24 protein-coding genes are annotated in these 20551 nt (G+C 63.7%); 10 read left to right on the plus strand and 14 right to left on the minus strand.

Annotated elements, in window-relative coordinates; translation table 11 throughout:
* Positions 1–85: 85 nt before the first annotated feature.
* Complete coding sequence (locus AMC88_RS23655; RefSeq protein ID WP_064826147.1) at positions 86–964, minus strand: FkbM family methyltransferase; 879 nt, start codon at positions 962–964, stop codon at positions 86–88.
* On the minus strand, positions 964–2676 hold the full coding sequence (locus AMC88_RS23660; RefSeq protein WP_064826148.1) for an adenylate/guanylate cyclase domain-containing protein: 1713 nt from the start codon (positions 2674–2676) through the stop codon (positions 964–966). The genes AMC88_RS23655 and AMC88_RS23660 overlap by 1 nt, the downstream gene beginning before the upstream one ends.
* Before the next feature lie 183 nt (positions 2677–2859).
* On the opposite strand from AMC88_RS23660, the gene AMC88_RS23665 reads away from it, so the two are divergent.
* Complete coding sequence (locus tag AMC88_RS23665; RefSeq protein WP_064826149.1) at positions 2860–3954, plus strand: glycosyltransferase family 4 protein; 1095 nt, start codon at positions 2860–2862, stop codon at positions 3952–3954.
* Complete coding sequence (locus AMC88_RS23670) at positions 3951–4703, plus strand: polysaccharide deacetylase family protein (protein ID WP_064826150.1); 753 nt, start codon at positions 3951–3953, stop codon at positions 4701–4703. The genes AMC88_RS23665 and AMC88_RS23670 overlap by 4 nt, the downstream gene beginning before the upstream one ends.
* Positions 4704–4711: 8 nt before the next feature.
* On the opposite strand, the gene AMC88_RS23675 is transcribed toward AMC88_RS23670, so the two are convergent.
* The 8 genes from AMC88_RS23675 to pcaD all read right to left on the minus strand — a co-directional run bounded on the left by AMC88_RS23675 (position 4712) and on the right by pcaD (position 11002).
* The gene (locus AMC88_RS23675; protein WP_046977164.1) at positions 4712–5554 is read right to left on the minus strand and encodes an alpha/beta fold hydrolase; all 843 of its coding nucleotides are present in this window, start codon (positions 5552–5554) and stop codon (positions 4712–4714) included.
* Between the two features lie 29 nt (positions 5555–5583).
* A complete protein-coding gene (locus AMC88_RS23680) occupies positions 5584–5958 on the minus strand; it encodes a GFA family protein (RefSeq protein WP_012490446.1) in 375 nt (124 codons plus the stop codon).
* A gap of 96 nt (positions 5959–6054) precedes the next feature.
* A complete protein-coding gene (locus AMC88_RS23685) occupies positions 6055–6885 on the minus strand; it encodes an MBL fold metallo-hydrolase (protein WP_012490447.1) in 831 nt (276 codons plus the stop codon).
* A 301-nt stretch (positions 6886–7186) separates the two neighbouring features.
* Positions 7187–8233, minus strand: a complete 1047-nt coding sequence (locus tag AMC88_RS23690; RefSeq protein WP_029531928.1) for a 3-carboxy-cis,cis-muconate cycloisomerase — start codon at positions 8231–8233, stop codon at positions 7187–7189.
* A 194-nt stretch (positions 8234–8427) separates the two neighbouring features.
* Complete coding sequence (pcaG, locus tag AMC88_RS23695) at positions 8428–9039, minus strand: protocatechuate 3,4-dioxygenase subunit alpha (protein WP_012490449.1); 612 nt, start codon at positions 9037–9039, stop codon at positions 8428–8430.
* Positions 9039–9788, minus strand: coding sequence for a protocatechuate 3,4-dioxygenase subunit beta (gene pcaH, locus AMC88_RS23700; protein ID WP_064826151.1), 750 nt, complete (start codon positions 9786–9788; stop codon positions 9039–9041). The genes pcaG and pcaH overlap by 1 nt, the downstream gene beginning before the upstream one ends.
* A 9-nt stretch (positions 9789–9797) precedes the next feature.
* Complete coding sequence (gene pcaC, locus AMC88_RS23705; RefSeq protein WP_016736535.1) at positions 9798–10196, minus strand: 4-carboxymuconolactone decarboxylase; 399 nt, start codon at positions 10194–10196, stop codon at positions 9798–9800.
* Positions 10193–11002, minus strand: coding sequence for a 3-oxoadipate enol-lactonase (gene pcaD / locus AMC88_RS23710; RefSeq protein ID WP_064826152.1), 810 nt, complete (start codon positions 11000–11002; stop codon positions 10193–10195). The genes pcaC and pcaD overlap by 4 nt, the downstream gene beginning before the upstream one ends.
* Before the next feature lie 333 nt (positions 11003–11335).
* On the opposite strand from pcaD, the gene pcaQ reads away from it, so the two are divergent.
* The 3 genes from pcaQ to AMC88_RS23725 all read left to right on the plus strand — a co-directional run bounded on the left by pcaQ (position 11336) and on the right by AMC88_RS23725 (position 13532).
* Positions 11336–12253, plus strand: coding sequence for a pca operon transcription factor PcaQ (gene pcaQ / locus AMC88_RS23715; RefSeq protein WP_064826294.1), 918 nt, complete (start codon positions 11336–11338; stop codon positions 12251–12253).
* A 71-nt stretch (positions 12254–12324) separates the two neighbouring features.
* Positions 12325–12837, plus strand: coding sequence for an MbcA/ParS/Xre antitoxin family protein (locus tag AMC88_RS23720; protein WP_010012843.1), 513 nt, complete (start codon positions 12325–12327; stop codon positions 12835–12837).
* On the plus strand, positions 12834–13532 hold the full coding sequence (locus AMC88_RS23725) for an RES family NAD+ phosphorylase (RefSeq protein WP_064826153.1): 699 nt from the start codon (positions 12834–12836) through the stop codon (positions 13530–13532). Before AMC88_RS23720 ends, AMC88_RS23725 begins: the two co-directional genes overlap by 4 nt.
* Here the strand turns inward: AMC88_RS23725 and AMC88_RS23730 are convergent.
* Positions 13529–14167, minus strand: coding sequence for an alpha/beta hydrolase family protein (locus AMC88_RS23730; RefSeq protein WP_064826154.1), 639 nt, complete (start codon positions 14165–14167; stop codon positions 13529–13531). The genes AMC88_RS23725 and AMC88_RS23730 overlap by 4 nt on opposite strands.
* Before the next feature lie 69 nt (positions 14168–14236).
* Between AMC88_RS23730 and AMC88_RS23735 the strand changes: the two genes are divergently transcribed.
* Positions 14237–14419: a hypothetical protein gene (locus AMC88_RS23735; RefSeq protein ID WP_016736542.1), complete on the plus strand. Its 183-nt coding sequence runs from the start codon at positions 14237–14239 to the stop codon at positions 14417–14419.
* A 402-nt stretch (positions 14420–14821) separates the two neighbouring features.
* Here the strand turns inward: AMC88_RS23735 and AMC88_RS23740 are convergent, their stop codons facing one another.
* Complete coding sequence (locus AMC88_RS23740) at positions 14822–15721, minus strand: LysR family transcriptional regulator (protein ID WP_064826155.1); 900 nt, start codon at positions 15719–15721, stop codon at positions 14822–14824.
* Between the two features lie 128 nt (positions 15722–15849).
* On the opposite strand from AMC88_RS23740, the gene AMC88_RS23745 reads away from it, so the two are divergent.
* The 4 genes from AMC88_RS23745 to AMC88_RS23760 all read left to right on the plus strand — a co-directional run bounded on the left by AMC88_RS23745 (position 15850) and on the right by AMC88_RS23760 (position 19150).
* Positions 15850–16698 carry a DODA-type extradiol aromatic ring-opening family dioxygenase gene (locus AMC88_RS23745; RefSeq protein ID WP_150126764.1) on the plus strand — a complete coding sequence of 283 codons (849 nt, stop codon included), beginning with the start codon at positions 15850–15852 and terminating at the stop codon, positions 16696–16698.
* A 117-nt stretch (positions 16699–16815) separates the two neighbouring features.
* A complete protein-coding gene (locus AMC88_RS23750) occupies positions 16816–17214 on the plus strand; it encodes a DoxX family protein (protein WP_064826157.1) in 399 nt (132 codons plus the stop codon).
* A gap of 88 nt (positions 17215–17302) precedes the next feature.
* The gene (locus AMC88_RS23755; protein ID WP_064826158.1) at positions 17303–18205 is read left to right on the plus strand and encodes an NADP-dependent oxidoreductase; all 903 of its coding nucleotides are present in this window, start codon (positions 17303–17305) and stop codon (positions 18203–18205) included.
* 243 nt (positions 18206–18448) lie between these two features.
* On the plus strand, positions 18449–19150 hold the full coding sequence (locus AMC88_RS23760) for a DUF899 family protein (RefSeq protein ID WP_064826159.1): 702 nt from the start codon (positions 18449–18451) through the stop codon (positions 19148–19150).
* A gap of 17 nt (positions 19151–19167) precedes the next feature.
* On the opposite strand, the gene AMC88_RS23765 is transcribed toward AMC88_RS23760, so the two are convergent.
* Positions 19168–19797, minus strand: a complete 630-nt coding sequence (locus tag AMC88_RS23765) for a J domain-containing protein (RefSeq protein WP_012490463.1) — start codon at positions 19795–19797, stop codon at positions 19168–19170.
* Between the two features lie 174 nt (positions 19798–19971).
* Entirely contained in the window at positions 19972–20547 is a 576-nt protein-coding gene (locus AMC88_RS23770) for a HutD/Ves family protein (RefSeq protein ID WP_012490464.1), read from the minus strand.
* Between the last annotated feature and the right edge of the window lie 4 nt (positions 20548–20551).

Here is a 20551-nt window from a genome sequence, read left to right on the forward strand (position 1 = left end):
ATGGCGCGTGCCGCGGATAGCTTGACTGCGCCTTTGAGTATTGCGGGAAGAGAGGGGCGCTCGGCCCGTTGCCAACGGCGGTCAGCTACGGCAAAAACAGCACGTTATACTGATCGAACTCCACCGGCAGATCGCGCACCTTCATCTCCTCCTCGCGGTCCTCGAAGAGCACGAGGCAGTCCTCGTAGTAGCCGGAGAGCATCGATATGAAAGTTCTCGTTCCCTCAGCCCCGTAGAACAGCGGCGTGAACTCCATGTGAAGCGGCACGCGGCGGGAAAGCAGCGGCTGCATCGAGCGGCAGGCGACGGGCTCGTAGCCTTCGATATCCATCCAGACGAGGCCGATCGTCGCCGGATCGATCGAGAGGTCGGCCAGGATCTCGGAGACCGGCTTTACCGGCACGCTGATCTTCTTGTCGGTCGGGCTCTGGCGGAGGGCGCTGCTCTTGCCGTGATTGTTGCGGTTCATGAAAAAGTCGATCTCGCCGTCCCGCTCGCCGGCGGCGCAATTGACGAGGCGAACCTTCTCTTCCAGCCGGTTCTGGCGGATGTTGAGCTCGAGCAGCGGGAAATTGCGCGGGTCCGGTTCGATGCTGACGATCTCAGCGTAAGTGCCGCTCAAGGCGAAATAGACGGTCTGGGTGCCGATATTGCCGCCGATCTCGAGCAGCGTCGCCTCCTTTCTCAGCAGGCCGCGTTCGCGCAGGATGACGATCAGCCGGTCGACGGCGTCGCGCTCGAAATGGCCCTTCCGGAAGACCTTGCGGCCGATATAGTCGGCAGGCGAAAACGTCATCAGATGATCGCCGGCGTCGACCGTCATCGAGACGACGCGCGGCCCGATATTTTCGATCAGCAGCCGCCGGCCGAAGCGGGTGTCGAAGATGCGCGATGCCGCAGCATTACGCGCCTTGCGCAGGCGGCGGCTCCAATATTTGGCGGTGAGCCAGGGCTTGCCGGGCATCAGTCTTTTCCTTCGAGCGGTTCTGCCGCTTTCTCTCTCGGAATGACATAGACTTTCAAGGGCAGGGCCCGGCCGCGTACGTTGATTTCGCGGCTTTCGATGCCGGAAAGATCGGCGCCGGCGAGCGTCGCCACCGGCTCGGAAATGACGATCGCCGCCTCGAATTCCTTGGCGGCGCTTTCCAGCCGGCTTGCGACATTCACCGTATCGCCGATCGCCGTCATGCTGCGCACCCTTCCATATCCCATCGTGCCGACGACGGCCGGGCCGGTGTGGATGCCGATTGCGATGCGCAGCGGCAGCGTCAATTCGTCGGCGAGTTCTGCAGCGAGTTTTTCGATCTCGGCGACGATTGCCGCGGCAGCGGTCAGTGCCTGGCGGCAGGCCTCCTCCGGCGTCGTGCCGAGGCCGAAGAGCGCCATGGCGCCATCGCCGATGAATTTGTCGAGCCGCCCGCCCGCCTGCTCCACCGCCTTGCCGATGATGGCGAAATAGCGGTTCAGCAGGAAGACGACGTCGAAGGGCAGGCGCGTTTCCGTCAGCGTGGTGAAATGGCGGATATCGACGAAGAGCACGGCGATCTCGCGTTCGCGGCCGGGGCTGGTCTCCTGGCTGTTGGCGGGAAGGGCGGTCTCGACCGCCGGCACGAGAAGCGGTGCGACCGCCACGTCGCGGTCCGGGCGCAGCTGGCAGGCAAGGCGGACGTCAGGGCCGGCATTGATGCGCTTGAGCGTCGTCTGTTCCATCTTGTCGGGCGCGGGCAGGCTTTCATAGTCGCCGAGGATCTGCACGCGGCAGGTGGAGCATTGGCCCTTGCCGCCGCAGACGGAATAATGCGGCAGACCGCCGAGCCGGCTTGCTTCCAGCACCGTGAAGCCGCGCGGCACGCGGATCACCTCGCCACCCGGATAATGCACCGCCACCTGATCGAGGCGCTCCTTCAGCCGGCGCCGGGCGCGGGCGACGACGACGATGAGCAGCGAGGCTGAGAACGCCCCGTAGAGCCCGGCGCGGACAGCGGCGATCCGGGCGCGAACCTCGGGGTCCTGGAGATAGTGGGCGTTGAGGTTCACCTCATAAGGATTGGTCGCCAGCTGATAGGAGGGATCGGCAAGGGTGCGGCCCATCTGGACGAAACCGAGAACGGAGAGCACCGGCACGAGGATCGCCAGCGCCAAGAGCAGCGGCGCGGAGCCCGCATACCGCGGCCGGTAGCGCAGCCAGAAATGAATGCCGATGCAGCCATGGAACCAGACGGCAATGACGCCCAGCACCTGGCGCGCGCCATTCGCCGGGTTCTTGATCCAGAGCTGCTCGACGACCGTCTCGTAATCGTCGAAATAGCCATAGAGCTCATGGGCGATGCGCGTGCCGATGACATGATCGATCAGCAGCAGCGGGATCAGCAGGCCGAGCACGATCTGCGCCGTCTCCCCCTTCGGCATGACCAGGCTGCGGCGCATGTAGATGGCGCGCAGCACCAGCCCCATATGGGTCAGCACGGAGGCGTAAAACACCGTGGTGCCGACGGGATTGCGCCAGATGGCGAGGAAAAGGTGGCGGGCCTTGTCGGCGGCGGCAAGCGAAATCAGCCCCAGCGCATGGTTGGACAAATGCAGCAGGACGAAAATGAAAATGATGAGGCCGGAACCAAGCCTCGCCCGTCTGATCGCGCGCTCCGAAAAAATCCCTGTGACTGAGGCCGTCGTCATTCATTCCCGTTCTTGTCGATGTAACCGCAGGCTCTTAGAGATTGCGAAAAAGGCGGAATTGCTTCGAGCGCGATCACATTCCATATGCTTATGCGCAAGTTTTAGGGAATGGGACAATAGCGGAATTTTTCGCCCGGCCGTGAGCGCCGATTTGGAAACAGTCTGTCTTATAAGGGATGCGGCATGCGGGTGGCTTTCTACGCGCCGATGAAATCGCCGAACCATCCGGTGCCGTCGGGCGATCGGCTGATGGCACGGCTGCTGATCCGGGCGCTGGCGCTTGCCGGGCACGAGGTGGAGGTCGTCTCCGAATTCCGCACCTATGCCGCAACCCAGGAGGCGGCAGCCGCGCTCGGAAACGCCATCGCTCTCGAAGGCGAGCGGCTGCGGCTGAAATGGCAATCCGCGACGCGCCCCGAACTCTGGTTCTGCTATCACCCCTATTACAAATCGCCCGATCCCTTCGGGCCCGCGATCTCAGCCGAATTCGCCATTCCCTATGTCACCGCCGAGGCCTCCTATGCGGCAAAGCGGGACGGGACCGGCTGGGCGGCGCAGCAGAAGCGCGTGGGCGAGGCGGTCCTGCAGGCGGCCGTCAATATCTGTTTCACCGGGCGAGACCAGGCCGGGCTTGCGGCCGCCTTTCCGCAGGCGCGCCTTGCCGGCCTCAAACCCTTCATCGACACCGCGCCGTTCGAGAGTCTGTCGCCGGAGCCCGATCCGCGCCGGCTGATGGTGGTGGCAATGATGCGGGGCGGCGACAAGATGGAGAGTTATGCGATGCTCGCAAAGGCTTTGCGGCTGATCGAAGGCCGGCCCTGGACGCTTGCCGTCATCGGCAACGGTCCGATGCGCCAGCAGGTGCAGACGCTGTTTGCGGATTTCCCCGCCGGCCGCATCGAATGGCTGGGCGAGCGGGATGGAGCTGACATCGCCGGCTTGCTCGGATGCGGCGGCCTCTATGTCTGGCCCGGCTGCGGCGAGGCTTACGGGCTTGCCTATCTGGAAGCCCAGGCCGCCGGCCTGCCTGTCGTCGCGCAGCAAACGGCCGGTGTGCCTGCCGTGGTCGAACCCGAGGTGACCGGCCTGCTCACGCCCGAGGGTGATGTCGCCGCCTATGCCGGCGCCGTCGCGGCCTTGCTTGACGACGGGCAAAAGCGCGACGCGATGGGGCAGGCGGCGCGGCGCTTCGTGCTTGCGGAACGCTCGCTGGCGACGGCGGCCGCGCGGCTGGACGGGATTTTGCGCGACTATGCAGCAACGGGAGTGGTGCGATGATCGACCGGATGAGCTTCGAGCCGCTGCAGCGCGAGCTCGACCGCTGGCAGGCCGCCGGCCGCGTGGCCCGCTTCTGGCTGCGCGACGACGATGCGATCGAGCCGACGCCTCATCTGGAAAGGCTGCTGGCGGTCACCGGCGAGAGCGCGGTGCCGCTGACGCTCGCCGTCATTCCCGGCCTGACCGGCGAGGCGCTGGCCGCCCGGCTGGCGGCGGAATCCGCCGTCAGTGTCGCAGTGCATGGCTGGTCGCATACGAACCATGCCGGGCCGGAGCGTAAAAAGCAGGAACTCGGCAGCGATCGGCCGGCGGACGTCGTGCTCGGTGAACTGGCCGAAGGGTTCCGGCTGCTGGAGCGGCGACATCCCGACCGTTTCCTGCCGGTGCTGGTGCCGCCGTGGAACCGGATCGACGCCGCCCTCATCCCGGCGTTGCCCGGCCTCGGCTTTGCAGCGCTTTCCGTCTACGGGCGGGCCAAGCCGGGCGGCCCGCTGCCGCTTCTCAACACCCATGTCGACATCATCGACTGGCACGGCACGCGCGGCGGCCGCGGCGGCGAGGAGCTGGTGGCCGAACTGGTGGCGGAGTTGCGCGACCGGTTTGCCAGCAGCAACGAGCCGATCGGGGTGCTGACCCACCATCTGGTGCACGACGCAGCCGCCTGGAATTTCCTGTCGGCACTGTTTGCGGCGACAGGCCGGCATCCCGCCGTCCGCTGGTCGGGAGCGCCGGCGCTGCTGCAAACCTAGTCCGTCAATCAGACGGCATGAACGCGTCCGAGGAAGTCCCGTATCAGGGCCGTGACCGGCTCCAAATGCGTCTCGAGCAGCCAGTGTCCGCCGCCGAGCAGATGCAGTTCGGCATCCGGCAGGTCGCGGAGATAGGCCCGCGCCGACTTTTCCGGCATGTAGTGGTCGTTCGGCCCCCAGACGATCAGGGTCGGCGGCCTGTTTTCTCTCAGATATTTCCGGTGCGCGGGAAACCAGGCGCGGTTCTCTTTCAATCCGGCGATCAGGTCGATGGCGATTTCCTTGCGCCGCGGCGTCACCAGCGACCAATGCAGCTTCCAAAGATCCGGCGGGATGGTCTCGGCGAGAGGCGGCGGCAGATCATTGAGGAATTCCTCTTTGAAAGTCTCTTCGCTGATCGCGTCGGCCAGCGCCTTTCTCATCTCCGCCGGCGGGAGGCTCCATGTCGCCTCGATATCCGCGTATTTCGGCCCGAGGGCGTCTTCATAGGGGACGTCGCCATTCTGGATGATCAGCGCCGTGATCCTCCCCGGATCTCTGATTGCCAGCCGCGCGCCGATCGGCGAGCCGAAATCATGGAGGTAGAGGGCGAAGCGGCCGACGTCGACCGCGCCGACAAAAGCCTCCAGCCAGGCGGCATAGCCGTCGAAGCTGTAGTCGAAATCGTCGGGGGTGCCGCTGTAGCCGGCGCCGGGGAAATCCGGGGCAATCAGACGCCAGCGGTCGGCAAGGCGCGGCATCAGATTGCGAAACTCGTAGGACGAACAGGGATAGCCGTGCGGCAGCAACAGGACCGGAGCAGCCGGTGGACCGGCCTCGCGATAGAAAGTCTCGATGCCTGCGACCGTCATGACGCGATGCCGGACGAGGCCGGCCACGCTCACCTTCGGTCCTCCTCATGCTGCTCGGCGCCTTCCACCGGTTGCAGCCACGCTTCGCGGCGCTTGATCCACAGTTCGTAGCGCGGCACGAGGGGCGTCGGGGCTTCGGACAAAATGCCGAGCTTGATTTCGGCCTCTTCGTCATCGACGGAAAACAGCCGCGAACCACAGCCGGTGCAGAAATGCCGGCCGCGAAATTCGCCGGTTTCCCCTGAATATTCGAATTGAGCGGCGGGCCAGATTCCATAGAATGTGAAGGCCGAGCCGCTCTCCTTCCGGCAGTCGGTGCAATGACAGATGCCGACGCGCAAAGCTTCGCCGCGAACAGAAAGCTGCACCTGCCCGCAAAGGCAGTTTCCGGAAAGCACGGTCATGGCTGATACCCCGTTGATGATCTTGCGATTCTGGGGAAACGGCCTGACCCTGCATCTGTTCCCTCAGCAGCTCGCGCATTGCGAGCTGCCGATGGTTCAGATCACCACGGTCTGATTGTCGCGGGCGGCGAAGGCGCCGGGGAAAGCGGCCTCGGCCTGCGCTTCCATCTGCGCCAACTGTTCATCCGTGCGGGAGGGGGCGTGATGGAACAGCGCGAAGCGCTTGGCGCCGGCCATCTTGGCAAGTTCGGTGCCGTGCTGCCAGGTCGAATGGCCGAAGCCCTTGAAACGCTGCATCTCGTCTTCATTGTAGGTGCAGTCGTAGACGACGAGATCGGCGCCCTGCATCATCTCCAGCGAGACGGGATCATAGCTGCCGGGATTGTGCTCGATGTCGTAGATCAGCGCTATCGAACGGCCCTGCCATTCGATGCGGTAGCCGATGGCGCCGCCCGGATGGTTGAGCGTGAAGGTCTTGATCTCGATGCCCTCATGCGGGCTCAGAACCTGGCCGGCATGGAAGTCGCGGAAGTTCATCGTCGCCTGGCAGATGTCGGTTTTAACAGGGAACCAGGGTGGGCTGATGAACTGCTCGACCATTTCGCGTGTGCTCATCTTGCCGTCGAGATGGCCCGACCAGATGTTGACGTTGATCGAGGGATAATAAATCGCCTTGAAGAAAGGCAGGCCGATAATGTGGTCGTAATGGCAATGGCTGAAGAACAGGTCGACGTCGCTGACGCCGTCGGCAAGCAATGACAGCCCCGCCTCGCGCAGGCCGGAGCCTGCGTCGAAAAGCATCCGATGGTTTCCGCAGCGAATTTCGATGCAGGACGTGTTACCGCCGTAGCGGTCGAATTCGGGGCCCGACACGGGAATACTGCCGCGGACGCCCCAAAATTTTATCTGAAACAGTTCTGTCGTCATCGTTTTTCAAACCGGCCTTCCCGCTTCGCCATCGTACTCATAGTTTATCCCGATGCGAAGCAGCAGAATTCCACGGGTTTGCCTGCGCCCCCTTTCATTCTCCTAACCGCTAGCGGAAGAAGAAGTAGATTTTCCTAAGCAATCGGCTTTCGCGTCGGAAAGCAACCCAGTATGGTTGGTTTTCGGTAAATGGGCTGCTCGAGGCGGGCGTTTTCCGCAAGTCATGCCTATTAGATGGTTGCGCGCGATCGAAAAAACAATTGGGCGCTCTCACCTGCGAATCCGACTTGGGGCCGTGGCCTCAGGCTATTCCAAGCCGCCTGATATTCCCCACCAATTCCTTTGCCAGCCGCAGCGAGGCGGCCGTTGCCATGGCCATTTGCGGCAGCAGCAGCCATTCGAGCGTCCAGGCGGCTCCCGAGCGTTCCTGTTCATGGACGAGCGACTGGTGGATGCCGGAGAGCGCCGTGGCGTTGAAGCGGGCAAGCGAGACCAGGACTTCGGCGGCGACGGGATTCTGCTTGTGGGCCATGGCCGAGGACGTGCCGCCGCCTGAAATTTCGATCTCGCGGCCCACCTGGGCAAGCAGGGCGATATCCTGGCCGATCTTGCCGAGGCTGCCCGAGATCGAGGCGAACAGGCCTGATATATCGGCAATCACAAGGCGCGTGCTCTGCCATTGGCTCATATCGGTGAGGCCGAGTTCCTGGGCGAGTGAGGCGCGGATGGCTGTGGCCTGCGGCCCGAGCTTGTCCAGCGTGCCGGCGGCGCCGCCAAACTGGACGGGGAAATTCTGCTCGGTCAGGCGGTCGCGATAGGTCGTCAGCGGCGCGCGCCAGGCAGCGAGACGGTCGGCGACAGTGATCGGGATCGCCGCCTGCATGCGGGTATGGCCCATCAGCCGGTTGCCGCCGAACCGGCCGTCGAGCCCGTCCAGCCCTGCAATGACGGCGGAAAGCCGACCGGCAAACAGGAAAACCACGGCCTTTAGCCGGATCATCAGACTGGTGTCGATGACGTCCTGGCTGGTGGCGCCGAGATGCAGGTTTTTGGCCGCTTCCTCGCCGACCGCGGCGCGCAGCTGCTTGATGAAATCGGGGACGACGACGCCGTCGCGCGCCGTTGCCGCGCGAAGACTGGCGAGATCGGGGGAAAAGCCGGTGCAGGCCGCGGCGATCTGTCTTGCCGCTTCCGCGGGGATGACGGCGTGATCGGCTTCGGCCTTGGCGAGTGCGGCCTCGAAAGAGAGCATGCCGCGGAGATCGGCTTCGGCGGAAAAATAGGGCGCGATTTCGTCGTCGCCGACGAGGCCGGAGAGGAAGGGGTGGTCGAAGGGCGATGCGGTCATGGTCTGCTCTTTGTGGCTGCGGCCCCCTCATCCGGCTGCCGCCACCTTCTCCCCGAGGGGAGAAGGGATATGGGGCAGCGCCGGTGCCTATGGGCATGTCATCTCGTATGGCACATCTCCTCTCCCCTGGGGGAGAGAGTAGGGTGAGGGGGCTACTGGCACAGGGCTTTCCATCGCAGCCACCGACCAGCCCCTCAAATATCCAAAAACACCGTTTCGTCAGGACCCTGCAAACGGATGTCGAAATGGCAGATGGCACCGTCGCGGGTGGCGACCATCGTCGCGACGCGTTCGCGATGTTCGATGCGCGATAGCAGCGGATCGGCGGCGTTGGCTTCCGTCTCCTCCGGGAAATACATGCGCGTCTGCAGGCCGATATTGATGCCGCGGGCGACTATCCAGACGGTGATGTGCGGGGCTTGTCTGCGGCCGTCCTTGAACGGGACCCGGCCGGGCTTGATGGTCTCGAAGCTATAGACGCCGTCCTCGGCGCGGGTCGGGCAGCGGCCCCAGCCGGTGAAATTCGGGTCGGCGGCGCCGCGCATTTCCGAGGGGCTGTTATAGAGGCCGGCGCTGTCGGCCTGCCAGATCTCGACGACGGCGTCGCGCACCAGGGCGCCGGCGCCGTCGAAGATGCGGCCGGTGACGGTGATGCGTTCGCCGAGCGTCTTGTCGTTGATCATCTGGGCGCCGAGATCGCTGTCATAGACGCCTGTTATGTCGCAGAAATTCGGTGTCAGGCCGATATGGACATAGGGACCGGCCGTCTGCGACGGGGTTTCCTTGAGATAGCCGAGCTGCTGCATCAATTGCCCTCCAGCCTGTTTTCGAACATCGTCGAGCGGCGGCCGCGCAGCACGATATCGAATTTATAAGCGCGTGAATCCATCGGAATGGTGTTGCCCCAGTCGAGCGGCGCGATCAACTGCTCGATCGCCGCCTTGTCCGGGATCGTGCCGACGATCGGACATCTCCAGATCATCGGATCGCCCTCGAAATACATCTGGGTGATCAGCCGCTGGGCAAAACCGTGGCCGAAGATCGAGAAATGGATATGGGCGGGACGCCAGTCGTTGACGCCGTTCGGCCAGGGATAGGCGCCGGGCCGCACCGTGCGGAAATGATAGCGGCCTTCCTCATCGGTGATGGCGCGGCCGCAGCCGCCGAAATTCGGGTCGATCGCCGCCAGATAGCTTTCCTTCTTGTGGCGATAGCGCCCGCCGGCATTGGCCTGCCAGAATTCGACCAGGGCGCCGGCAACCGGCTTTGCCCGCTCATCGAGCACGCGGCCGTGGACGATGATGCGTTCGCCGATGGCGCTTTCGCCGGGCCGCGCATAATTCAGGATTAGGTCGTTGTCGAGCTCGCCGATCATCGAATGGCCGAAGACCGGACCTGTCGTCTCCGAGATCGTGCCGTCGAGCGACAGCAGCGCGCGCTGCGGCGCGCGCAGCACCGACGTCTTGTAGCCGGGCGTCAGCGCCGGCGCGTGCCAGGCGCGGTCGCGGGCGAAGAAGGCGCCGGTCTCCGGCTTGCGATTGACCAATTCGGACATGTTTCCCCCTCAGGCCGCCTTTTCGGCGTCCATTTGTGCAAAGGTCTGCTTGGCGATCTTGATCGCATGGTTGGCGGCGGGAACGCCGGCATAGATCGCCACATGCAGGAGCGCCTCGCAGATATCCTCGCGGGTGGCTCCGGTATTGGCGGTGGCGCGCACATGCATGGCGACCTCATCGTCCTGGCCGAGCGCCGCCAGCAGCGCGATGGTGACGATCGAGCGCTCGCGCTTGGTCAGGACAGGCCGCGACCAGACATGGCCCCAGGCCGCTTCGGTGATCAGCTCCTGAAAGGGGCGGTCGAACTCCGTGGCGGTCGCGGCGGCACGGTCGACATGGGCATCGCCGAGCACGGCGCGGCGGGTCGCCATGCCCTGCCGGTAGCGTTCGGAGGGAGTCTCGTTCATGGGCTGCTTTCTCCAGGCGAAATCGATGTGAGGAAGGCGCGGATGATCGCCGTCAGCGCTTCCGGCTGCTCGACGCAGGGAATATGGGCGCAGTCCGGGATGACCTCGTAACGGGCGCCGGGGATCAGCTTGGCGGTTGCCAGCACGAGATCGGGCGGCGTCGAGCCGTCCTGGTCGCCGACGACGCAGATCGTCGGGACCGTGATCCTCTTGGCCGCTTCGGTGAAATCGGCATCACGGATCGCTTCGCAGGCGGCGATATAACCCTCAACCGGCTGGCGCGTCAGCATATTGCAATAGCCTGAATAGGCTGTGTTCTCGGGCCGGCGGAAGGCGGGCGTGAACCAGCGCTCCATGATGGTGTCGACGATGCTGCCGATGCCGTTTTTCTCGACCGCGGCGATGCGGGCATTCCAGCTTTCTGCCGTGCCGATCTTATGGGCGGTGTCGCTGAGGACGAGGGCGCCGACGAGATCCGGCCGGCGCTGATAGAGCGATAGGGCAACGAGGCCGCCGACGGACAGGCCGCAGATGACGGCGTTCTTGACCGACAGCAGATCGAGCAGCCCGGCGAGATCGGTCGCATGATCCTCGATCGATGCGGGGAGCTGGCCGACATCGGAAAGGCCGTGGCCGCGCTTGTCGTAAAGAATGATGGCGAAGTCGCCGGCAAGCCGCACCACGACGTCGCGCCAGATGCGGAAATCCGTTCCGAGCGAATTGATGAAGACGATCACCGGCCGGTCGGCAGGCGCGCCGATGACCTGATAATGGATCGTGACGTCGTTTATGCGGGCGAACTGCACTTCACATCCTCATCAAGTTAGCTCAGCCGAGGGGCCGGCATCGTTTGGTTCCACTGGCGAAGTGCGTTTCGAGACGAATACCCACGCCGAGAATGGCTCCGTCGGTCTCTCCACCCTCCGTCATGCTCGGCCTTGAGCCGAGTATCCACACGGCAGCCACCAGCATTTGCGTCGTGGATCCTTGGGTCAAGCCCGAGTGGGGCGGCGTCTCGCCAAACTCACCCCGCCGTACCATCCAATCGCAAATACTCCTGACAGTGAAATTGGATGGTTGATCCGGTTAAGTAAAATGATATTTTCTGGCTTTTCGATAACCCAGGAGTTATGTGGTCGATGATCGACAGCCGTATCAAGTTTCGCCATCTGCAGGCCTTTGTCGAGGTGGCGCGGCAGAAGAGCGTGATGAAGGCGGCGGAATTGCTGCATGTCAGCCAGCCGGCGGTGACGAAGACGATCCGCGAACTGGAACAGGTGCTGGGCGTCGACGTCTTCGAGCGCGACGGCCGCGGCATCAAGATCACCCGCTACGGCGAGGTTTTCCTACGCCATGCCGGAGCGGCGCTGACGGCACTGCGCCAGGGTCTCGATTCCGTGTCGCAGGAACAGTTCGCCGAAGCGCCGCCGATCCGCATCGGCGCCCTGCCGACTGTCTCGTCGCGTATCATGCCGCGGGCGATGGAGCTCTTCCTCCAGGAGAAGACGTGGAGCCGAGTGAAGATCGTCACCGGCGAGAACGCGGTGCTGTTGGAAGAGCTGCGCGTCGGCGACCTCGATCTGGTCGTCGGGCGCCTAGCCGGCGCCGAAAAGATGGCGGGCTTTTCCTTCGAACACCTTTATTCCGAACAGGTCGTGTTTGCCGTGCGCGCCGGTCATCCGCTGCTTGACGGCCGGCAGTCGCTGTTCTCAGCCTTCGGCGACTATACGGTGCTGATGCCAACGCGCGGTTCGATCATCCGGCCGGTTGTCGAAAATTTCCTCATCGCCAACGGCGTCTCCAGCCTGCCGAACCAGATCGAGACGGTGTCGGATGCCTTCGGCCGCGCCTTCCTTAGGGCAAGCGACGCGATCTGGATCATTTCCAACGGCGTGGTGGCCGGCGATGTCGCCGATGGGCGGCTGGCGCTTCTGCCGATCGAGACCGGCGAGACCAGGGGGCCGGTCGGGCTGACGATGCGGGCCGATGCCGTGCCGTCGGCGCCGCAATCGATTCTGATGCAGACGATCCGCGAGGCGGCGCGGGAGCTATCCTGACCTTACCTCTTTAAATTTGCTTGCTGCATGCCCAGATTTGGACTAAATCTAGTTCAGGACAGGAGAGCATCATGCAGCACGCGCGACGCAGGGAGCGGGAGCCGGAACGGCTGGAAACGGAGCGGTTTGCGCCGGCAAACCGACGGCGGCTGAGCCCGCCGGCCTTGCGGACGTTCTTGGCGATTGCCGATCTCTGGGGTTTGAACGAAGAGCAGCGGCTGCTCGTGCTCGGCTATCCCTCCCGCTCGACCTATCACAGCTGGGCCAAGCAGGCGCGCGAACACGGGGCTTTCACGCTCGATGTCGATACGCTGACCCGGATTTCCGCCGTGTTCGGCATTCATCAGGCGCTTGGCGTGCTGTTTTCCGATGAACGGGCCGGCGTCGCCTGGCTGCGCACGCCGCACCAGGCGCCGGTGTTCGGCGGCCATCCGCCGCTCGCTATCGTCACCAACGGAACCCAGGACGGGCTGATGACCGTGCGCCGGTTCCTCGACGGCGCGCGCGGCGGCCTCTATATGCCGCCCACCAGGCTCGACGAGACCTTCACGCCTTACGAAGACACGGACATCGTCTTCCGGTGAGCGATCGTTATGCCGAGGCGCCGCGGCCGTCCTACCGGCTGATTCCGTCGCAATTTCCGCCGATAGGACTTTTCGAGACGGTGGCGAGGGCGGCCGATCTCGAGGCCGTGATGGACCTCGTCGGCTGGACCAACGATCGTCTCGTCGCCGACCGCATCCGGCGGCTTCCGGAGACGGAATGGGTCTACGGCAGCCCGAATGCAAGCATCGTCATGGCGGCATTCCTGCATGTCGCGCCCGGCGGCATGCGCTTCAACGGCCCCGATCTCGGCGCCTGGTATGCCGCCGACAATCTCAAGACAGCCGCGGCCGAGGTCGGCCATCATCTCCGGCGCGAGGCTGTCGCCCGTGGGGTGACGACAATGGCGCGCACCTATCGAAGCTACGTGGCCACCCTGATCGGCGACTATCTCGACATTCGCGGCGAACAGACGCTCCGGCCCAATGTCTATGACGGCACGAGCTATGCGTCCTCGCAGCTGCTCGGAGAACAGGTGCGTTCGAGCGGCGGCGCCGGCATTCTCTATGACAGCGTGCGGCTGCGCGGCGGCGTCAACATCGCCGCGCACCGGCCGCGCAATATTCGCGACGTCGTCCAGGCCGATCATTTCGAGATCACCGTTTCGGCCACTGATCGGCGCATCGACGTCAGGAAGCTTGCAAGCCGACGACGGCAGCCGAAAGCCGGCGCTTAAACCGGCAACCGCTCAGCCCATGCCTTGGCCGCCTTGGCCATGGTGGCAAGGTGATCGGCAGCGGAGAAGCCGGAGATTTTCTTGCGCGGCTTCAGGTCGTGGTCGCCATCCTCGAGCCAGAGAATCTCGATCCTGTCGGAAAGATCGTAGCCCGGCACCTCGTCGCGTGTGCCGAACTCGTCGCGCGTTCCCTGGCAGATCAGCGCGGGCGTCGCCAGCCGCTTGAGATGGCCCGTGCGCAGCTTGTCCGGCTGGCCGGGCGGATGGAAGGGATAACCGAGGCAGAGGAGGCCGGCGATCTTCCCCTTGTCATGGAGATCGTCGGCGACCATGGTGGCGACACGGCCGCCCATCGACTTGCCGCCGATGATGAGGGGGCCCTTTGCGCCGAGCGCGGCGATCGCCGCCTCATATTCGGGATTGAGCGTTTCGGCGCGCGGCGGCGGCTTGCGGACGCCGCTGCGGCGGGCGGACATATAGGCGAATTCAAACCTGATGACGCGGAAACCGGCGTCGGCAAGCGCTTTCGCCGCTGCCGTCATCGACGCCGAATCCATCGGCGCGCCGGCGCCATGCGCAAGCAGGATCGTGAAGCGGGCATCCTCCGGGCCGTCGAGCAGAAATCGGTCAAGCATCGGCAGTCCTCCATCCGCCATTGGAACCATGTCGACAGCCGCGACTTGTTCCTGGAAAGGAGACAGACAATGTCGACAAACGACGAAAACGTAAAGCCGGAGCAGCGCCGTCCCAAGGATGTCGCCGCCGTTCCCGAGAAACCCGAGCCCGCCGACTCAGAATCGATGGCGCCGCCAGCCGTGCAGCCGGCCGGGGAAAGGGACAAAAGCGAACGGCCGGTGGTCAACCCCGTGACCGGCGTCGCCTTTTAGCGGATCGCAAAATTATCATGCAGATCGGCCCTTGAAACGGCGAGGCAAAGGGCGCATATAGCAGCCCTGCCTGAAAAACGGATGCTTGGGGTATCGACGTCGTCGAACCCTTTGCCGTCCGACAGGATAAGGGCGCTCCCCGCAAGGGTCGAGCGCCCTTTTTGCTTTCGGACATTCCGCTCTCGAGGCCTCGCTTTCGAAGTTGGGCGATCTTGAGGTATCCCCACCAAAATCTATATAGCACTTCGGAATCCCGAAATTGGCTGCGGGATTGAAATCATTACATATCTATCCACCGTGGCGGGGCAAAAAAGCCGGCGTATTTCGGGATCCCGAAGCGGGGGAATTTCGGGATTCCGAAGTGAGATTTTTTTTCGCGCCGCCGTTTCTCGTTGAGCAGGATTATCCTATCTCCCGGGTGCTCGCCGTCAGAAAGTCGATGAAGGTGCGGACCTTGGCGGAGAGATATTTGCGGCTCGGATAGACGGCGTAAAGTGTGCTGTTGAAACCGAGCGTGATGGCGGGAAGCACGATTTCCAGGCGGCCGGCTTCGAGATCCTGCTCGGCCATCCACGCCGGCAGGAAGGCGAGGCCCATGCCGCGCAGGGCCGCGAGGTGCATAATTGTCTCGTTGTCGCTCAGCATCACCGTGCGGAAGGTGATCTTGTGTGGTCCGTCAGGACCTTCCAGCGACATGCTTTCCCCGAGGTTGACGCCGGAGTAGCGAAGCAATGCATGGCCGTTGAGTTCGGCGACGTTTTGAGGCCGCCCGGTTCGCGCGAGGTAATCCGGCGAGGCCATGAGACGAAACTGCACATTCGTCAGTGGGCGGGCGACGAGACCGGGATCGAGCCGGTCCTGCGACGTTGCCCGCAGCGCAAGATCGAAACCTTCGTCAACCAGGTTCACCAGCCGGCCGCTGAGATCCAAGTCCAGGCAGACATCGGGGTAGCGCCGGTTATAGGCTGCCAGCATGTCTGTAAAATAGCCGGTTGCCGCCCAAACCGGCGCACTCAATTTCAGGGTACCGCGGGGCGCCACCGTCACATTGCCGATGGCGTCTTCCACCTCGTCCAGCCGTTCGAGCATCTCCCTGGTTTGGTTGAAATAAAGCCGCCCGGTCTCCGTCAGGCTGACATGGCGGCTGGTTCGGTTGAGCAGCCGCGTCCCCAGCCGATTCTCGAGCTGCATCACATGCTTGCTCGCCATTGCCGGTGAAACGCCAAGGCGATCGGCGGCAGCGGTGAAGCTTTTCAGTTCGGCGACGGTGCAGAACACCCGCAGGCTCGTCAACGTATCCATTGATCATCAACATCCAGGAAATGGTTCTTCAATATTTGCCACATTGATCAATAATGGAGAAAAATTCAAAATCTTCCCATCGAAGTGCCGCCCCCGTGCTCGTGGCAATGATGCGAAGGACAATGCCGGTGACAAATTCCAGACTCCCGACCTATTTCGTCAGCCATGGCGGCGGCCCCTGGCCCTATATGACGGGTGAATTCCGCCGCAATTTCGATGTGCTCGAACAGTCATTGGTCGACATGCGTGCCGAACTCGGTGATGCACCGAAGGCGATCCTCGTGGTCTCGGGTCACTGGGAAGAGGATGGTTTTGCCATATCGTCGGGCGTCAAGCCGGGCATGGTCTACGATTATTACGGCTTTCCCGAACACCTCTATCACATCACCTACAATGCCCCCGGTTCGCCCGATCTCGCAAACCGCGTGCAGCATCAGCTGCGGGCGAGCGGCATCGAAGCGGTGCTCGATCCGACCCGCGGTTACGATCACGGCACTTTCAGCATCATGAAGCCGCTCTATCCGGAAGAGAACATCCCCGTCGTGCAGCTTTCGCTGGATGCGGGTTACGATCCGGCGCTGCACATCAGCGTCGGCCGGGCACTTGCGCCGTTGCGTGACGAGGGCGTCCTGATCATCGGCAGCGGTCTCAGCTATCACAACCTTTCGGCCATGCGCGGCACGGGCGGATATGAGCCGTCCCGCCGCTTCGACGCCTGGCTTCAGGAAACGCTGGTTCACACGGCCTGCGACAAGCGCGCCGAGCGGCTGCTCGATTGGCAGCAGGCGCCGGCTGCGCGGGCGGCGCATCCGCGCGAAGACCATCTCATCCCGCTGATGGTGGTGGTCGGCGCCGCCGAGAACGAAGCCGGCGCGACCACCTATCACCAGAAGGACTTCGCCGGCGGGCTCACCGCATCGAGCTTCCGTTTCGGCCGGGTCCCCGCAGCCGCGCCCGCGAACGGAGACCTGCAATGACCAGCGGAACCGTCAGGCCGTCTTCGCCGTGTCGATAAGGCTCTGGAAAGAAAATCAGGAACTCAAGAAGGCGGCCTCCGCCGCCTGACCTCCCCTCAACCTCGTTGGAGAAACTCGATGACCAATACCGGCAAATGGACGCCATACGTCCTCGCACTTGTGCGCATCATGGCGGCCTTACTCTTCCTCGAACATGCAACCATGAAGTTTCTGCAGTTTCCGGGTCCGATTCAAGGCGTCCCCTATCCGCTGCCCACCATCATGCTGGTTGCAGGCGCGATCGAGGTGATCACCTCTGCTCTGATGCTCGTCGGATTTCAAACGCGCATCGCAGCATTCATCGCTTCGGGCGAAATGGCTGCCGCCTACTTCATGGGCCACATGCCGTATGGCTTCTGGCCGGCGCTCAACATGGGCGAAGGCGCCATCCTGTTCTGCTTCATCTTCTTCTACATCGCCTTTGCCGGCGGCGGCGCCTGGACGCTCGACACTGCGCGTCGTCCCGCCACGGCCTGAGACGGCACTATCCGGAAATCGCCTGTGCCCGGCTGCCGGGCGGCAATTGGGCATAGGCGCAACGAAACGCTGAAATTCTGGAGACGCCATGAAAGCGGCACTTCTCAAATCCTACGGTGATGTCGACCAGTTTGAAATCGCGGACCTTCCGGCGCCGAAGCCCGGACCGGGCGAAGTCCTGATCAAGATCGAGGCATCCGCCGTCAACCCTTTCGATCTAATTCTCCGCCAGGGCCTCATGGCCCAGTATATCCCGCTTCCGCTGCCGGCCGTGCTCGGCGGTGACGCCGCCGGCACCATCTCGGCCCTCGGCGAAGGCGTGACCGGTTTTGCGGTCGGCGAGCGGGTCGTCGCCGATTTTGCCGCAAACGGCAAGGGCGCCCATGCAGAGTATGGTGTCGTTCCCTCGACATCCATCGCAAGGCTGCCCGCCGCACTCGGCTTCGAGCAGGGCGCCTCGCTGGTCAAGGCAGGTCTTACCGGCCGGCAGACCGTCGAAGCGCTCGGCGTCAGGGCCGGCGAACGGGTTCTGGTTTCCGGCGGACTCGGCACGGTCGGACGGTCCGCCATCCAATACCTCAAGCAGATCGGCGCCCAGCCGGTTGCCGGCGTCCGGCCCGAGCGGCTGAACGAAGGCCGGGGGCTGGCGGGCGAAGCGCTCGACATCACGGTTGCCGCCGCAAGCCCGAGCTTCGACTATGCGATCAGCACGGCTGGCCCGGTGGCCGGCAACCTCATCGGTCATGTCCGCGACGGTGGCACGGTTGCGAGCATCGTTCCGGTGCCGGAAGGCGCCAATACCGCAGGCCGCGTTATCGTCCGTGAACTCTACCATCGCACCGACGCGGCCATGCTCGACGCTATTCTGGCATCCGCCGCCAGCGGTGAGCTGGTGATCCCGATTTCCCACACCTTCACCCTGGAGCAGATCGGCCTTGCCCAGAATGCGGTTGCGGCGGGTGCTCCCGGGAAGGTCGTTCTCAAGCACTGAAAGACAGAGAAGCGGCACGGCATCACGCGAACGGTAGCACCGGCATGAAGTTCTTCATGCCGGTCGCCTCGGTCGCTACCGCGGTTTTCTGTTCCACTCCTCCTCGAAAGCGGATTTTTCCAGCCGGTCCTGTCGATTTTCGCATCTGCCGATCGTCATTCTAACGATGTGCTGGAAATCCGTTGCGATCGCGGCACATCCTTTGAGCGCCAGAGCCGCGCGACGATAGAAGGAGGATATGTGATGGATGATCAACAGCTGGTACCCGCCGCCGTGCTCGCGGCAAAAAACGGCGTCCGTTTTCCCAACGAGAGCGAGGAATATCGCAGAGCCCGCGACGCGCTGCTTGCCGAGGAGATCGAATTGCGCCGGCACATCGAGCGCGTCGCGAGACAGCGCCGGGCGCTGCCGCCGGGCGGCGCGGTGAAGAAGGATTACCGCTTCGAAGGTGCCGACGGGCCGATCTGGCTCACCGAACTCTTCGCCGGCAAGGAGACGCTGATCGTCTACAGCTACATGTTCGGCCCCGAGCGCGAGCGCCCATGCCCGATGTGTACCTCGCTGCTGTCGGCCTGGGACGGTGAGGTGCCTGACATCCAGCAACGCGCCGCCCTTGCGGTCGTAGCCCGCTCGCCGATCGGAAAGCTGCTTGCCTTGAAGAAGGAACGCGGATGGCATCACCTGCCGCTCTATTCCGACACGACGGGCGATTACAGCCGCGACTACAACGCCATCGGCAAAGGCGGGGGCGATGACCCTGCCTATAACGTCTTCACACGGCGCGACGGCACCATCCGCCACTTCTGGAGCCAGGAAATGGGCGACGTCACCTCGGATCCCGGCGAGGACCCGCGCGGCGCCCCCGACCTGATGCCGCTCTGGACCTTGATCGACACGACGCCGGAAGGCCGCGCGCCGGACTGGTATCCGAAGCTGTCCTATTGACGCGTCAGCGCGCTTCGTTAGCCGGTGGAGCGGTTTCTGGAGGGCTCGATCCATTCGAGGTTTGTGACCGAGGCCTCCGGCAACAGCGACGGATCGATGTCGTAGACATAGCCGCTCAGCATGTCGGCGGCGCGTTCGGTCGCCTTGATCTTCGCTTCGGTTTCGGCCACCGCCTTGCCGATCGCCTCGATGCGGGCGCGGAACATGTGCGCGAGCACATCGCGGCCGGACTGTTTTTCTAGCCGCTCCAGGTGCAGGCCGACTCGTGAGGCGTGGCGTTCCAGTTCACTCTTGCTGAACCGCGCCTTGCGCAGTTCCTCCGACAGGCTGTCCTGCATCACGGCGACGGGATCGAAACTTCCGGGCGCGCGCTCGTCGAGCACCGCGTCGGTGACGAGCTTCTCAATGATGACAAGCGCCTGCAGCTCGGCGGCATCGGCGAACTCGACATCATAGCCGGTGTCGTCGTAAACCTTGCGGCGGACCGGGTCGAGAAGCAGCGCATAGGCCTTCTGCAGATGGTCGAAGGCTTGCGAATCGCCGCCCGAATCCGGGTGGGCAACCTTCGCCAGGCGCCGGTAGGCGGCCTTCAGCTGGGCCTCGTCCGCATCGCGGTCAACTCCGAGAATATCGTAGGGATCCGTCACGCCTGCTCCATTGCTACCCGGCACGTCCGGACAGTCTAGGTCTTCTTCTGCATCAGCAAGGCGAAGTTTAGACCAAAAGTAGGAATGACGTCCATGGCCGGAAATCGCAATCGTCGCTGCGAAGGCCCAAGCCATTTTTCGATTGTCCCGTTTTTTCAATCCGTTGTGCGAAGATCAGGGCGTGGCGATCGAGACGAGATAACATCTGGCCTCGCCGTCGATTTCCAGTGCGGTTCCAGCCGCATCCGCAATCAGCAGCGCATCGCCGGCCGCAAGCGTGCCGCTCTCACCGTCCCGCCTGAACGACAATGCGCCGCGATGGCAAAGCAGCAGGCATGTCGACGACGTCAGCGGCACGGACGTGCCGCCGTCGATGTCGATGCGGATCAGCGTGTGGGCGAGACCGTCGCGGCGCGTCATGACGTTGAGATCGGTGATCGCGCCGTCCTGGAGCCTGGCAGCCACCGGGATATCTGCCGGGAAGGCCAGCGGATCGCTCGCCGTCGTCAGCAGCACCGGCGCGCTGCCTTCGATCTCGAGCACCATGCCGTTGCCGTCGAGGATTGCCAGCGTTCGGTCAATGCCGGGAAAGATCGAGAATGGCCCGTCGGCCGCGACGGTCGCCATGCTGACGCGCCAGTCGAAGCCGGCGAGGCCGGCGTCTTCGGGCGAAACGGCGATCTCCACCGTTTCGCCGCCGCCGTTTTTCCACGGCATGCGCTTGTGATCGCCGGCCCGCAGGATCCGCATGGGT

The organism is Rhizobium phaseoli, from assembly GCF_001664385.1.
GTDB classification, from domain to species: domain Bacteria; phylum Pseudomonadota; class Alphaproteobacteria; order Rhizobiales; family Rhizobiaceae; genus Rhizobium; species Rhizobium phaseoli.

Excerpts from the sequence above, each read along its gene's own strand:
- AMC88_RS23665 (WP_064826149.1), top strand. The coding sequence starts at position 2,860 with ATGCGGGTGGCTTTCTACGCGCCGATGAAATCGCCGAACCATCCGGTG.
- AMC88_RS23675 (WP_046977164.1), bottom strand. The coding sequence starts at position 5,554 with ATGACGGTCGCAGGCATCGAGACTTTCTATCGCGAGGCCGGTCCACCG.
- pcaH (WP_064826151.1), bottom strand. The coding sequence starts at position 9,788 with ATGTCCGAATTGGTCAATCGCAAGCCGGAGACCGGCGCCTTCTTCGCC.
- pcaC (WP_016736535.1), bottom strand. The coding sequence starts at position 10,196 with ATGAACGAGACTCCCTCCGAACGCTACCGGCAGGGCATGGCGACCCGC.
- AMC88_RS23735 (WP_016736542.1), top strand. The coding sequence starts at position 14,237 with ATGTCGACAAACGACGAAAACGTAAAGCCGGAGCAGCGCCGTCCCAAG.
- AMC88_RS23760 (WP_064826159.1), top strand. The coding sequence starts at position 18,449 with ATGGATGATCAACAGCTGGTACCCGCCGCCGTGCTCGCGGCAAAAAAC.
- AMC88_RS23685 (WP_012490447.1), bottom strand. The coding sequence starts at position 6,885 with ATGACGACAGAACTGTTTCAGATAAAATTTTGGGGCGTCCGCGGCAGT.
- pcaQ (WP_064826294.1), top strand. The coding sequence starts at position 11,336 with ATGATCGACAGCCGTATCAAGTTTCGCCATCTGCAGGCCTTTGTCGAG.
- AMC88_RS23770 (WP_012490464.1), bottom strand. The coding sequence starts at position 20,547 with ATGCGGATCCTGCGGGCCGGCGATCACAAGCGCATGCCGTGGAAAAAC.
- AMC88_RS23660 (WP_064826148.1), bottom strand. The coding sequence starts at position 2,676 with ATGACGACGGCCTCAGTCACAGGGATTTTTTCGGAGCGCGCGATCAGA.
- AMC88_RS23730 (WP_064826154.1), bottom strand. The coding sequence starts at position 14,167 with ATGCTTGACCGATTTCTGCTCGACGGCCCGGAGGATGCCCGCTTCACG.
- AMC88_RS23655 (WP_064826147.1), bottom strand. The coding sequence starts at position 964 with ATGCCCGGCAAGCCCTGGCTCACCGCCAAATATTGGAGCCGCCGCCTG.
- AMC88_RS23670 (WP_064826150.1), top strand. The coding sequence starts at position 3,951 with ATGATCGACCGGATGAGCTTCGAGCCGCTGCAGCGCGAGCTCGACCGC.
- AMC88_RS23720 (WP_010012843.1), top strand. The coding sequence starts at position 12,325 with ATGCAGCACGCGCGACGCAGGGAGCGGGAGCCGGAACGGCTGGAAACG.
- AMC88_RS23740 (WP_064826155.1), bottom strand. The coding sequence starts at position 15,721 with ATGGATACGTTGACGAGCCTGCGGGTGTTCTGCACCGTCGCCGAACTG.
- AMC88_RS23680 (WP_012490446.1), bottom strand. The coding sequence starts at position 5,958 with ATGACCGTGCTTTCCGGAAACTGCCTTTGCGGGCAGGTGCAGCTTTCT.
- AMC88_RS23755 (WP_064826158.1), top strand. The coding sequence starts at position 17,303 with ATGAAAGCGGCACTTCTCAAATCCTACGGTGATGTCGACCAGTTTGAA.
- AMC88_RS23750 (WP_064826157.1), top strand. The coding sequence starts at position 16,816 with ATGACCAATACCGGCAAATGGACGCCATACGTCCTCGCACTTGTGCGC.
- pcaG (WP_012490449.1), bottom strand. The coding sequence starts at position 9,039 with ATGCAGCAGCTCGGCTATCTCAAGGAAACCCCGTCGCAGACGGCCGGT.
- AMC88_RS23690 (WP_029531928.1), bottom strand. The coding sequence starts at position 8,233 with ATGACCGCATCGCCCTTCGACCACCCCTTCCTCTCCGGCCTCGTCGGC.